This window comes from Streptomyces sp. CLV115 (assembly GCF_038448545.1).
GTDB classification, from domain to species: Bacteria; Actinomycetota; Actinomycetes; order Streptomycetales; family Streptomycetaceae; genus Streptomyces; species Streptomyces sanglieri.
The window spans coordinates 49,019-61,675 of the sequence record NZ_JBCEWQ010000035.1 but is presented as its reverse complement, the minus strand read 5'-3'; the positions used below and the strand labels follow the sequence as shown (position 1 = coordinate 61,675).

General features: G+C 71.6%; 9 protein-coding genes and 1 riboswitch. Of the genes, 2 read left to right on the top strand and 7 right to left on the bottom strand.

Annotated elements, in window-relative coordinates; all coding sequences use genetic code 11:
• On the bottom strand, positions 1-1,917 hold a 1,917-nt coding region (locus tag AADR41_RS15255; RefSeq protein ID WP_342281924.1), incomplete at its 3' end, for a GNAT family N-acetyltransferase.
• Positions 1,918-2,090: 173 nt separating this feature from the next.
• Here AADR41_RS15255 and AADR41_RS15250 point away from each other — a divergent pair.
• Positions 2,091-2,372: an HPr family phosphocarrier protein gene (locus AADR41_RS15250; protein ID WP_093539488.1), complete on the top strand. Its 282-nt coding sequence runs from the start codon at positions 2,091-2,093 to the stop codon at positions 2,370-2,372.
• Between the two features lie 243 nt (positions 2,373-2,615).
• On the opposite strand, the gene AADR41_RS15245 is transcribed toward AADR41_RS15250, so the two are convergent.
• From AADR41_RS15245 to AADR41_RS15230, 4 genes are all read right to left on the bottom strand, one after another.
• Positions 2,616-3,311 carry a GntR family transcriptional regulator gene (locus tag AADR41_RS15245; RefSeq protein WP_342281923.1) on the bottom strand — a complete coding sequence of 232 codons (696 nt, stop codon included), beginning with the start codon at positions 3,309-3,311 and terminating at the stop codon, positions 2,616-2,618.
• A 225-nt stretch (positions 3,312-3,536) separates the two neighbouring features.
• Entirely contained in the window at positions 3,537-4,358 is an 822-nt protein-coding gene (locus AADR41_RS15240) for a M23 family metallopeptidase (RefSeq protein WP_342281922.1), read from the bottom strand.
• A 13-nt stretch (positions 4,359-4,371) separates the two neighbouring features.
• Positions 4,372-4,538: riboswitch (cyclic di-AMP (ydaO/yuaA leader) on the bottom strand.
• A 236-nt stretch (positions 4,539-4,774) separates the two neighbouring features.
• Complete coding sequence (locus tag AADR41_RS15235) at positions 4,775-6,157, bottom strand: M16 family metallopeptidase (protein ID WP_342281921.1); 1,383 nt, start codon at positions 6,155-6,157, stop codon at positions 4,775-4,777.
• 26 nt (positions 6,158-6,183) lie between these two features.
• Positions 6,184-7,557, bottom strand: a complete 1,374-nt coding sequence (locus tag AADR41_RS15230; RefSeq protein WP_342281920.1) for a M16 family metallopeptidase — start codon at positions 7,555-7,557, stop codon at positions 6,184-6,186.
• 270 nt (positions 7,558-7,827) lie between these two features.
• Between AADR41_RS15230 and AADR41_RS15225 the strand changes: the two genes are divergently transcribed.
• Positions 7,828-10,278, top strand: a complete 2,451-nt coding sequence (locus AADR41_RS15225) for a DNA gyrase/topoisomerase IV subunit A (protein ID WP_342281919.1) — start codon at positions 7,828-7,830, stop codon at positions 10,276-10,278.
• Between the two features lie 30 nt (positions 10,279-10,308).
• On the opposite strand, the gene AADR41_RS15220 is transcribed toward AADR41_RS15225, so the two are convergent.
• Positions 10,309-11,421 carry a CobW family GTP-binding protein gene (locus AADR41_RS15220; protein WP_342281918.1) on the bottom strand — a complete coding sequence of 371 codons (1,113 nt, stop codon included), beginning with the start codon at positions 11,419-11,421 and terminating at the stop codon, positions 10,309-10,311.
• A 21-nt stretch (positions 11,422-11,442) separates the two neighbouring features.
• On the bottom strand, positions 11,443-12,597 hold the full coding sequence (locus tag AADR41_RS15215) for a citrate synthase/methylcitrate synthase (RefSeq protein ID WP_342281917.1): 1,155 nt from the start codon (positions 12,595-12,597) through the stop codon (positions 11,443-11,445).
• Positions 12,598-12,657: the final 60 nt, after the last annotated feature.

Here is a 12,657-nt window from a genome sequence, read left to right as displayed (position 1 = left end):
GCTCGCGGCCGGGGCGGGCTGCGCCGGGGGTCGCGGCTGGGCGACCGTGCTGGTGGCCGCGGAGAGGGCCTCGGCCAGGCCGCCGATCTCGACGTGCACGACGGCCACCGGCTTGGCCGGACCCGCGGCGGCGGCCGTGTGCAGAGCGGCCGCGAGCACTTCTCCGTCGCCCGATTCCGCCTCGCCGTCCTCGCCGACCCATGGGATCGCCGTCACGACCACCGAGTCGCAGCCGTCGTCGGCGAGGGCCTCGGCGAGCGCGTTCCTGAAGTCCTGCGGGGTGGCGGCGGTGGTGAGGTCGAGGGGCGGGCGCGGGCGCAGCCCCTCGGTGAGGCAGGCGTCGTACGTGAGCAGGCCGAGCGATTCGGAGTTGCCGAGGATCGCGACCCTGGGGCCGGCCGGGAGCGGCTGGTCGGCGAGGAGGAGGCCAGCGTCGACCATCTCGGTCACCGTGTCGACCCGGATCACGCCCGCCTGCCGCATCAGCGCCGAGACCGTCGCGTCCGGGATCCGGCCGACCGGCACCGCGTGGCCGGGCGGGGTGGCACCGCTGTGCCGGGCGCCCTTCACCACGACCACCGGCTTCACCGCCGCGGTGCGCCGCGCGAGGCGGGTGAACTTGCGGGGGTTGCCGAGCGATTCCAGGTACAGCAGGGCGACGTCGGTGTCGGGGTCCTCGTACCAGTACTGGAGGAAGTCGTTGCCCGAGATGTCGGCGCGGTTGCCCGCGGAGATGAACGTGGACAGGCCCGCGCCGCGCCGGTAGAGCCCGGAGAGCAGCGCGATGCCGATCGCCCCGGACTGGGTGAACAGGCCGATGCGTCCGGGGGCGGGCGGCTCGGGGGCGAGCGAGGCGTTCAGCCGGACCGTTTCGGCGTTGTTGATCACGCCGAAGGCGTTCGGGCCGATGATCCGCATCCCGTACGAACGGGCCTGCCGGACCAGCTCGCGCTGCCGTTCCCGGCCCTCGGCGCCCCATTCGGCGTATCCGGCGGAGAGCACGACCAGGCCCTGGACGCCGTGCTCGCCGCAGTCCGCGACGGCTTCCGGAACCCGGTCGGCGGGGACGGCGACGACCGCGAGGTCGACCGGCTCCTCGATCTCGCCGATCGAGCGGTGGGCGGGGACGCCGTCGACGGTGTCCCGGTCGTCGGCGAAGGCGCGGTTCACCGCGTACGTGCGGCCGGTGAAACCGGCTCCGAGGAGATTGCGCAGGACCGTGCGGCCGACTCCGCCGGGAGACCGGCCGACGCCGATGACGGCGACGGAGCCGGGGGCCAGCAGGCGCTGCACGGACCGTGCCTCCGCCCGCTGTTCACGGCCGCGCTGGACGGCGAGGGACTCGGCGGTCGGTTCGAGGTCCAGGGTGAGGTGGACGGAACCGTCCTCGAAACTGCGCTGCTGGGTGTACCCGGCGTCCCGGAACACCTTGATCATCTTGTTGTTGGCGGGCAGCACCTCGGCGGCGAAGCGGCGGATGCCGCGCTCGCGGGCGACGGCCGCGATGTGTTCGAGGAGCGCCGAGGCCACGCCCCGGCCCTGGTGCGCGTCCTGGACGAGGAAGGCGACCTCGGCCTGGTCGGCGGGGGCGGAGGCGGGCCTGCCCCGCTCGTCGATCCGGTCGTAGCGGACGGTGGCGATGAACTCGCCGCCGACCGTGACGGCGAGCCCCACCCGGTCGACGTAGTCGTGGTGGGTGAAGCGGTGCACGTCCCGGTCGGACAGCCGTGGGTACGGGGCGAAGAACCGGTAGTACTTCGACTCGTCGGAGACCTGCTCGTAGAAGCTGACCAGCCGTTCGGCATCGTCCGTGGTGATGGGCCTGATGCGCGCGGTGCCTCCGTCGCGGAGCACCACGTCCGCTTCCCAGTGGTCGGGATAGGCGTGATGCGGACTCTGCTCCGGCGCGGGCTGCATGGGCAAAGAGTACGGCTCCGTCAGCGGTCGCGTAGGTCTCGGGGCCGGGGCAGTCTGAGAGGGCCGATCGGCGGGTACGCGGGCGTTGTGGGCTGTTCCCGGGGCCGGCCGGAGCACTGCGCACCGCGTGAGAGACTGGTCTAGACAACTTTTGATTCGTGAAGGGCAGAACCATGGCTGAGCGCCGCGTCAACGTCGGTTGGGCCGAGGGCCTGCACGCCCGCCCCGCTTCCATCTTCGTCCGTGCCGCCACGGCTTCCGGCGTCCCGGTGACGATCGCCAAGGCCGACGGCAACCCGGTGAACGCCGCTTCCATGCTCGCGGTTCTCGGTCTCGGCGCGCAGGGTGGCGAGGAGATCGTGCTCGCGTCCGAGGCCGACGACTCCGAAGCCGCCCTGGACCGCCTGGCGAAGCTGGTCGCCGAGGGACTTGAGGAGCTCCCGGAGACCGTCTGAAACACCCTCCGCGAGAGAGCCGTGGCACCCTGAACCGGGGCCGCGGCTCTTTTGTTTCCCGGCGCCTGCCGAACGAGTTCCGGCCCCCAGGATTCAGACACGCGAAATCCGGGCGAAGCAGAATTCGAGCAGGGCAGAATCCAGACGGGACAGAATTCACGCGGGCGGAATTCTGGCGGGCAGAATTTTGACCGCCCGGGACGCGCCCCGCGCGGCGACTTCTCTTTGTATACGGCGCGATTGTTAATTCCGGACACCTGTGGCGTTCACGGAATGTTGCGAGGTCCTCACCCGGCCGGCCCCGGGCCCGCCGGGCCACCGGCGCGGTCGGTGCGCGGCCGCGGCCCGTTCCGCGTGATGGGCGGCCAGCGCCCTGGCCCGTTCCGCGTCGCCGCGTGCCACCGCGTCCACGATCGCCCCGTGCTCGGCCCAGGAATCCACCGGCCGGGCCGACTGCTCGACCACGTACATCCAGTCGATCTTGTGCCGCAGCTGGGCGAGCAGCGCGATCAGGCCCGGACTGCCGGAGGCCTGTGCCAGCGTCTCGTGGAACCAGCCGCCCAGCGCGCGCAGATCGTCGCCCTCGCCCCGCCGGGCCCGGTCCTGGCCGAGCCGCACGAGACCGCGGAGCACCTTGAGGTGCGCCTCGGTGCGGCGTTGCGCGGCGCGGGCGGCGCCCAGCGGCTCCAGCAGCGTGCGGACCTCCAGGAGGTCGGCCGCCTCGCGCTCGGTGGGCTCGGCGACGCAGGCGCCCGCGTGCCGCCGGGTGACCACGAAGCCCTCGGACTCCAGGGTGCGCAGCGCCTCCCGTACCGGGACGCGGGAGACCCCGTATCGGCGGGCCAGCAGTTCCTCCGTGAGCCGGCTGCCGCGTTCGAAGACACCGGAGACGATGTCGTCACGGATTGCCGTGCATACCGAATGCGCCGGAATGCGCATGTCCGAACCTCCGTCTCGATCCCCGCGAATCGCGGCCGGCCGAAGCCTGTTCCGCGACTCTATTGCAATGCGGCCGCATTTCCGATGCCGGGCGGAAATTCATGAATATCTTTTGGTCGCGGGACTGTTCGGTGCCGGTCGTCCCGGGCGGTCGGGGGCGGCGGGCACACCGAAGGCCCCGGCGCGCTGCCGGGGCCTTCGACGAGGTGGTGCGGTGGGCGTCGGTCAGACGCGGACGCCATGGGCGCGCAGGTACGCGACCGGGTCCACGTCGGAGCCGTACGACGGGGTCGTCCGGGCCTCGAAGTGGAGGTGCGGTCCGGTGGAGTTGCCGGTCGAGCCCGAGAGGCCGATCTGCTGACCCGCGCCGACACTCTGGCCGACGGAGACGCCGATCGAGGAGAGGTGGCCGTACTGGGTGTACGTGCCGTCCGTCATCCGGAGCACGATGTTGTTGCCGTACGCGCCGCCCCAGCCGGCCTCGACGACCGTGCCGGCGCCGACGGCGACGACGGAGCTGCCGGAGGCGGCGTGGAAGTCGATGCCGGAGTGGCTGCCGGAGGACCAGAGCGAGCCGCTGGACTTGTAGCCGGTGCTCACGTACGAACCGGCGACCGGGAGCTGGAAGAAGCCCAGGCGGGCGCGCTCGGCGGACCGGGCGGCGCGGGCCTTCTCGGCGCGGGCCTCGGCAGCGCGCCTGGCCTCGGCCTCGGCCTCGGCCACTGCCCTGGCCTTCGCCTCGGCCTTCTTCTTGGCCTCGGCCTTCCGGTGGGCCTCGGCCTTGGCCTTCGCGGCGACATCGGCCTGGTGCTGCTGGACGTCGGCCTGGGCGTCGATCCGCTCGGCAAGGGTCTTGTCGATGGCGATGACCTGGTTGAGGCCGGCATCGCTCACGGAGGGGGCGCCGGAGTCCGCCGCGAAGGCGGGAGCGGCCAGGCCGCCGATGACGCCGGTGGTGGCCAGAGCCGCGACGCCGACGGCCTTCGCGCTGCCGCGCGTCAGTCGGCTCGGGGCACGGTGCTTCCCGGTGGCACGGGTGAACGCCATGAAGTGGCTGGTCCTTTCCTTCCTTCTCGCCTACCGGGTTAGCTGACGGGTTCGGAGCAGGAAGGTCTCCTACGGACGCCCCGGCCCCATCCGGGCTCAGACGTCCGATTCACCCCAGGGACTGCGTGGGTCCCCGGCTCCCCGGGCTCGCGCCTGACGGGGACTCGGCGATGACTGTCCGGTACGTCGCGGATGCGGCATACGAGTGACGGGCAGTCGAGCCGACGCTAAGCGGGGCCGCTTTCATTCACCAAACGGACAGGCCGTTTTGTAGCGCATCCCACAGGGCAGACAGGCAACCTCCCCCCAGAACGGACAAAAAGGAAGACCCCGGCGAGATCGCGCTCGCGAGGGCCTTCCCCATGTACCGATATGCAATGAAATGCCGGGCGGCACATGCCGTGGCGGGCTGATTGTCAGCCGGTGACCACCGACACTTCTCCGATGCCCAGGGCACGGACGGGCTCCTCGATCCGGGCCGCGTCGCCGACGAGGATCGTGACCAGCCGGTCACCCGGGAAGGCGTTGACGACCGCCGCGGTCGCCTCGACCGTGCCGGTCTCCGCGAGCCGGGCGTACAGCTGGGCCTGGTAGTCGTCCGGCAGGTGCTGCTCGACCTGGTCGGCCAGGGTGCCCGCGACGGAGGCCGCCGTCTCGAACTTCAGGGGCGCCACACCCACGAGGTTCTGCACGGCCGTCTCGCGCTCCTCGTCGGTCAGGCCCTCGGCCGCCAGGGTCCGCAGGACCGTCCACAGGTCCTTGAGCGCCGGCTCGGTGGATTCGGTGTCCACCGAGCCGCTGATGGCGAGCATCGCGGCACCGGTCGCCCCCGAGGCGGAGCCCGGGGCCGAGGAGCGAAGCACCTGGGCGAAGGCCCGCACGCCGTACGTGTAGCCCTTCTCCTCGCGCAGCACCCGGTCGAGCCGCGAGGTGAGCGTGCCGCCCAGGCAGTACGTGCCGAGCACCTGGGCCGGCCACACGCTGTCGTGCCGGTCGGCGCCGATCCGGCCGATGAGCAGCTGGGTCTGCACCGCGCCCGGACGGTCGACGATGACCACCCGGCCGGTGTCGTCGGCGGTGATCGGCGGGGCGGGGCGCGGGGCGGCGGTGTCTCCGGACCAGTCGCCGAGGGTGTCGGCGAGCAGGACGTCCAGGTCGATGCCGGTGAGGTCCCCGACCACCACGGCGGTCGCCGTGGACGGCCTGATGTGGGCGTCGAAGAAGGCGCGCACGGCCGCCGCGTCGATCCGCTCCACCGTCTCCTCGGTGCCCTGGCGCGGGCGCGACATCCGCGCCGTGGCCGGGAACAGCTCCTTGGAGAGCTGCTTGGCGGCACGCCGGGCCGGGTTGGCCTGCTCGTGCGGGATCTCGTCGAGCCGGTTGCGTACCAGCCGCTCGATCTCGCTCTCGGCGAAGGCCGGCGCCCGCAGCGCCTCGGCGACCAGCGCGAGGGCCTTGGCCAGCCGGGAGGCGGGGACCTCCAGGGAGACCCGGACGCCGGGGTGGTCGGCGTGCGCGTCGAGCGTGGCGCCGCAGCGCTCCAGCTCGGCGGCGAACTCCTCGGCGGTGTGCTTGTCGGTTCCCTCGTTCAGCGCCCGCGACATGATCGTGGCCACGCCGTCGAGGCCCTCGGGCTCGGCGTCCAGCGGGGCGTCGAGGAAGATCTCGACCGCCACGACCTGCTGGCCGGGGCGGTGGCAGCGCAGCACCGTGAGGCCGTTGGGCAGGGCGCCGCGCTCGGGCGCGGGAAAGGCCCAGGGGCGGGCGGTGCCGGGGGCCGGCTGCGGGTGGTACTGCATCGAAACTCCAGTCGCGGCAGCGTCGGTCACTGGTCCGCCCCTTCGTGCGCGTCGGTGTCGGTCTCGTCGGTGTCCGCCGCGTCCGCGGGCTCGGCCGGTTCGACCGGCTCGTAGACCAGCACCGCGCGGTTGTCGGGGCGCAGCTGGGCCTTGGCGGCCGCCTGCACCTCCTGCGCCGTGACGTCGAGCACCCGCTGAACGGCGGTCAGGGCGAGCTGCGGGTCACCGAACAGCACGGCGAACCGGCACAGTTCGTCGGCGCGGCCGGCGACCGTACCGAGGCGGTCCAGCCACTCGCGCTCCAACTGGGCCTGCGCGCGCTCCATTTCCTCGGGCGTGGGGCCCTCGGCGGCGAACCGGGCGAGCTCCTCGTCGACCGCGGCCTCGACCTGCGGCACCTCGACACCGCCGGACATCTTGACGTCCAGCCAGCCCAGCGAGGGCGCGCCGGCCAGCCGCAGCAGCCCGAACCCGGCCGCCACGGCCGTGCGGTCCCGGCGGACCAGGCGGTTGTGCAGCCGCGACGACTCGCCGCCGCCGAGCACGGTCAGCGCCAGGTCCGCCGCGTCGCACTCGCGGGTGCCGTCGTGCGGCAGCCGGTAGGCGGCCATCAGCGCCCGCGCCGGGACCTCCTCGCGCACCTCCTCGCGCAGCTGCTCGCCGATGACCTCCGGGAGCGTGCCGTCGCGCGGCGGCTGCTTGCCGTCGTGGGACGGGATGGAGCCGAAGTACTTCTCGATCCAGGCGAGGGTCTGCTCGGGGTCGATGTCGCCGACCACCGAGAGCACCGCGTTGTTGGGCGCGTAGTACGTACGGAAGAAGGTGCGCGCGTCCTCCAGGGTCGCGGCGTCCAGGTCGGCCATCGAGCCGATCGGGGTGTGGTGGTACGGGTGGCCCTCGGGGTAGGCCAGCGCCGTCAGCTTCTCGAACGCCGTGCCGTACGGGACGTTGTCGTAGCGCTGGCGGCGCTCGTTCTTGACGACGTCGCGCTGGTTCTCCATGGACTCCTCGTCGAGCGCGGCGAGCAGCGAGCCCATGCGGTCGGCCTCCAGCCACAGGGCCAGCTCCAGCTGGTGCGTGGGCATGGTCTCGAAATAGTTGGTGCGCTCGAAGCTGGTGGTCCCGTTGAGCGAGCCGCCGGCCCCCTGCACCAGCTCGAAGTGGCCGTTCCCCTTGACCTGGCCGGAGCCCTGGAACATCAGGTGCTCGAAGAGGTGAGCCAGCCCGGTGCGTCCCTTGACCTCGTGGCGCGAGCCGACGTCGTACCAGAGGCAGACCGCGGCGACCGGGGTCAGATGGTCCTCGGAGAGCACCACGCGCAGGCCGTTGGCCAGGCGGTGCTCGGTCGCTGTCAAGCCGCCGGAGCCGGCCTGAGCGGTGGCCGTGTGACCCATGGGCATGTACGTCCCTTCGATCGCGATACTGGATTTCCTGCGAGACCTGCCACTTTAGGCAAGCGCACGGGCGCGTGGCGAAGTTCCCGTAACCCGGAAGTTCGCGTGAAAGGGGGACGCATCCCCCGCGCGGCGGGGCGCGAAAGCACCTCGACCGGGGCCCGGAACGCCTCTTGGGACGGGTCGAGGTCGGCGATGTCAGTGCGGCGGTCCACAATGGTCCGCGTCAGAACCTGAGGTTGCCCGAACAGAATCCGTGAAGGAGTCGCAGCAGCGATGGCCCGCCGCAGCACGAAGACCCCGCCGCCGGACGACTTCGAGGAGAAGATCCTCGACATCGACGTCGTCGACGAAATGCAGGGCTCCTTCCTTGAGTACGCGTACTCGGTGATCTACTCACGGGCCCTGCCCGACGCCCGCGACGGCATGAAGCCGGTGCACCGCCGCATCGTGTACCAGATGAACGAGATGGGCCTGCGCCCCGATCGCGGCTTCGTGAAGTGCGCCCGCGTCGTCGGCGAGGTCATGGGTAAGTTGCACCCGCACGGCGACGCGTCGATCTACGACGCGCTGGTCCGTCTGGCGCAGCCGTTCTCCATGCGGCTCCCCCTGGTCGACGGCCACGGCAACTTCGGCTCGCTCGGAAACGACGACCCGCCGGCCGCCATGCGGTACACCGAGTGCCGGATGGCCGACGCGACGTCACTGATGACGGAGTCGATCGACGAGGACACCGTCGCTTTCCAGTCGAATTACGACGGCCAGGAGACGGAACCGACCGTTCTCCCCGCCGCGTACCCGAACCTCCTGGTCAACGGGTCGTCCGGGATCGCGGTCGGCATGGCGACCAACATGCCGCCGCACAATCTGGGCGAGGTCATCGCCGCCGCCCGGCACCTGATCAAGCATCCGGGCGCGGACCTGGAGACCCTGATGCGGTTCGTGCCCGGTCCCGACCTGCCCACCGGCGGCCGGATCGTGGGCCTGGGCGGCATCAAGGACGCGTACGCCCGCGGCCGCGGCACGTTCAAGATCCGCGCGACCGTCTCGGTGGAGAACGTGACGGCCCGCCGCAAGGGTCTGGTCGTCACCGAACTGCCCTTCACCGTCGGCCCGGAGAAGGTGATCTCCAAGATCAAGGACCTGGTCTCGGCCAAGAAGCTCCAGGGCATCGCGGACGTGAAGGACCTGACCGACCGCGAGCACGGCCTGCGCCTGGTCATCGAGGTGAAGAACGGCTTCGTGCCGGAGGCGGTGCTGGAGCAGCTCTACAAGCTGACGCCGATGGAGGAGTCCTTCGGCATCAACAACGTGGCGCTGGTCGACGGTCAGCCGCTCACGCTGGGGCTCAAGGAGCTCCTGGAGGTCTATCTCGACCACCGCTTCGACGTGGTGCGCCGGCGCAGCGAGTTCCGCCGGGGCAAGCGCCGCGACCGGCTGCATCTGGTCGAGGGCCTGCTCGTCGCGCTGATCGACATCGACGAGGTCATCCGGATCATCCGGTCCAGTGACAATTCGGCGCAGGCGAAGGAGCGGCTCATCGAGCGCTTCTCGCTGAGCGAGATCCAGACGCAGTACATCCTGGACACCCCGCTGCGCCGGCTGACCCGGTTCGACCGGATCGAGCTGGAGAGCGAGCGGGACCGGCTCAACAGCGAGATCGACGAGCTGACCGCCATCCTCGAATCGGACGCCGAGCTGCGCAAGCTGGTCTCTTCGGAACTGGCCGCGGTCGCCAAGAAGTTCGGCACCGACCGGCGCACGGTGCTGCTGGAGTCGGCCGGTTCGCAGGTCGCCTCGGTGCCGCTGGAGGTCGCCGACGACCCGTGCCGGGTGCTGCTGTCGTCGACCGGTCTGCTGGCCCGTACCGCCAATGACGAGCCGATCGTGCTCGCCGAGGACGCCAAGCGGGCCAAGCACGACGTGATCGTTTCGGCGGTGCCGGCGACGGCCCGCGGCGATGTCGGCGTGGTGACGTCGACGGGCCGGCTGCTGCGGCTCGCGGTGATCGATCTGCCCCAGCTGCCGGACACCCACGCGGCGCCCAACCTGTCGGGCGGGGCGATGATCGCGGAGTTCCTCACGCTGGAGAGCGACGAGTCCGTCGTCTGTCTCACCACGCTCGACGAGGCCTCCCCCGGCCTGGCGATCGGCACCCTCCAGGGTGTCGTGAAGCGAGTGGTGCCGGACTACCCGGCCAACAAGGACGAGTTGGAGGTCATCGCTCTCAAGGACGGTGACCGGATCGTCGGCGCCGCCGAGCTGCGGACCGGCGAGGAGGATCTGGTCTTCATCACGTCCGACGCGCAGCTGCTGCGCTACCCGGCGGCGCAGGTGCGGCCGCAGGGCCGTCCCGCCGGCGGCATGGCCGGGGTCAAGCTCACGGCGGGCGCCGAGGTGATCTCGTTCACAGCGGTGGATCCGGCCGCGGACGCGGTGGTGTTCACCGTCGCGGGCTCGCACGGCACGCTGGACGACTCGGTGCTGACGTGCAAGCTCACCCCGTTCGACCAGTACCCGCGCAAGGGCCGGGCCACCGGTGGGGTGCGCTGCCAGCGGTTCCTCAAGGGCGAGGACCTGCTGGTGTTCGGCTGGGCGGGTGAGACGCCCGCCCGCGCCACTCAGGAGAACGGCACGCCGAGCGAGCTGCCGGCGCCGGACCCCCGGCGCGACGGTTCGGGAACGCCGCTGATCAAGCCGGTCGCGGTGGTCGCGGGACCGGTGTAGCCGGTCGGCCGGGCGACGCGTGGCGGGATGCTACGCGTCGTCGTCGGGCCGTTGTACGTACCGCAGGACGCCCCACATGCTTCGCTCGTGTGCGGCGTCCTGCGTCGCGTCCGGGGCCGGCGCGGCGTTCTCGCGGCAGTCGGCCAGCTCCTTGTGCAGGGCGTCGGGGGCGATGCCCGAGCCGATCAGCACCAACTGGGTCCGGCGTGGCTCGTCGCGCCTCCAGGGCTGCGGGTCGAACCGCAGGAACCTGCCGACCGCGTGCAGGGCGTACTTGTTGGCCCGGTCGCCCACGCCGAAGTCGACGAATCCCTTGATCCGGTAGAGGCCCTGCGGCCGGGAGTCGAGGAACGCCATCAGCCGGCGGGGGTTCATGGGCACGTCCGCGGTGAAGGAGACGCTGTCGTACGCGGCGTGCAGGTGGTGCGCGTGCCCGTCGCCCGCCTCCTCCTCGCTCCGGTCCCGGAGCAGATCCTCGAAGGTGAGCTGCCGGACCTTCTCCTCGCCGTCCGGCCGAAGTGCCGGGTCGAAGAGCAGCTCCGGGTCGATGCGTCCGTACGTGGCGCGGATGACGGCCGCCCCGGGGCGGCCGGGGGCGCCCGCCGCGGCGATGACGTCCTGGATGCGGGCCTGTTCCTCGCCCCCGGCCCGGTCTGTCTTGTTCAGGACGACCAGGTCGGCGAAGGCGAGGTGGCGGTCGATCTCGGGGTGGCGGTCCCGGGTGGCGTCGAACTCGGCGGCGTCGACGACCTCGACCAGTCCCCCGTACACGATGTGCGGATTCTCGCTGGCGAGGATCATGCGTACGAGTTCCTGCGGCTCGGCCAGTCCGCTGGCCTCGATCACGATCACGTCGAGACGGGCGGCGGGCCCGGTCAGCGTCTCCAGGAAGGTGTCGAGTTCGCTCGCGTCGACCGCGCAGCACAGGCAGCCGTTGCCCAGCGAGACCGTGGAGCCGACCTGTCCGGAGACCGTCATGGCGTCGATCTCGATGGCGCCGAAGTCGTTGACGATCACGCCGATCCGGTTTCCCGCGCGGTTGCGCAGGAGGTGGTTGAGCAGCGTCGTCTTGCCCGACCCCAGGAAGCCCGCGAGGACGATGACCGGGATCTGCTGCTTGCGGGGCGGGGACGACGCGTTCAACGGAGACCTCTCTCGGGGACCTCAGGGCATGGGGACCGGCTGGGGCGGGGGCGTACCGACGTAGCGGGCCGCCGGGCGGATGATCTTCGAGTCCTCCGCCTGCTCCAGGATATTGGCGCTCCAGCCGACCGTCCGCGCCGCGCAGAACGTCGGCGTGAACATCTCGCGCGGCAGCCCGCACAGCTCCATGACGACTCCGGCGTAGAACTCCACGTTGGTGTGCAGCTCCCGGCCCGGCTTGAGCTCGGCGAGTATCGCCTCGACCCGGCGCTCGACCTCGACGGCGAAGTCGACGAGCGGGCCGCCGAAGCCCTGGGCGATCCCCCGCAGCATCCGTGAGCGGGGGTCCTCGGTGCGGTAGACGGGGTGTCCGAAGCCCATGATCCGCTCGCCCGCCAGCACCCGCTCACGGATCCAGCCGTCGATGCGGTCGGGGGTGCCGATGGCGTCCAGGGTGTCGAGCGCCCGGCTGGGGGCCCCGCCGTGCAGCGGCCCGGAGAGCGCGCCCACGGCCGCCACCAGGCAGGCCGCCACGTCGGCGCCGGTGGAGGCGACGACGCGGGCGGTGAACGTCGAGGCGTTGAAACCGTGGTCGACGGTGGAGATCAGGTACTGCTCCACGGCCCTGGCGCGGGCGGGGTCCGGTACGGAGCCGGTGAGCATGTAGAGGTAGTTGGCGGCGTGGGGCAGGTCGTCGCGCGGTTCGACCGGTTCGAGGCCCCGGCCGAGGCGGTGCAGGGCGGTGAGCACGGTGGGGACGGCGGCGCAGGCGGCCAGCGCGTCGGCGCGGCGCCGGTCGGTGTCGATGTCGTACACCGGCCGGAAACCGGCCGAGGCGCCGAGGAGCGAGAGGGCCGTGCGCAGACCGGCCAGGGGACCCGAGCCGGCGCGTGCGACAGCGGGCAGCGCGTCGCGGACCTCGGCGGGCAGCCGGCGCAGCGCGGCGGTGCGGGCCGCGAACTCGGTACGGGCCGCGGCGTCGGGCAGCGCGCCCTCGGACATCAGGTACCAGACGTCCTCGAAGCTGCGGGTCCGGGCCAGTTCGATCGCCGAGTACTGCCGGTAGTGGTAGAAGCCCTCGCGCCCCCGGACGTCGCCGAGGGCCGTGTCGGTGACGACGACACCCGCGAGACCTCGGGGTACGTCGAGCGGGGCTTCGCCGGTCATGGTCGGCATCTTTTCCTCCGTGAGTGTTCCGGTGGATTCATTGATATTGATTCAGACTCTCTATGCTTG

Excerpts from the sequence above, each read along its gene's own strand:
- AADR41_RS15250 (WP_093539488.1), top strand. The coding sequence starts at position 2,091 with ATGGCTGAGCGCCGCGTCAACGTCGGTTGGGCCGAGGGCCTGCACGCC.
- AADR41_RS15245 (WP_342281923.1), bottom strand. The coding sequence starts at position 3,311 with ATGCGCATTCCGGCGCATTCGGTATGCACGGCAATCCGTGACGACATC.
- AADR41_RS15240 (WP_342281922.1), bottom strand. The coding sequence starts at position 4,358 with ATGGCGTTCACCCGTGCCACCGGGAAGCACCGTGCCCCGAGCCGACTG.
- AADR41_RS15235 (WP_342281921.1), bottom strand. The coding sequence starts at position 6,157 with ATGCAGTACCACCCGCAGCCGGCCCCCGGCACCGCCCGCCCCTGGGCC.
- AADR41_RS15230 (WP_342281920.1), bottom strand. The coding sequence starts at position 7,557 with ATGCCCATGGGTCACACGGCCACCGCTCAGGCCGGCTCCGGCGGCTTG.
- AADR41_RS15225 (WP_342281919.1), top strand. The coding sequence starts at position 7,828 with ATGGCCCGCCGCAGCACGAAGACCCCGCCGCCGGACGACTTCGAGGAG.
- AADR41_RS15215 (WP_342281917.1), bottom strand. The coding sequence starts at position 12,597 with ATGCCGACCATGACCGGCGAAGCCCCGCTCGACGTACCCCGAGGTCTC.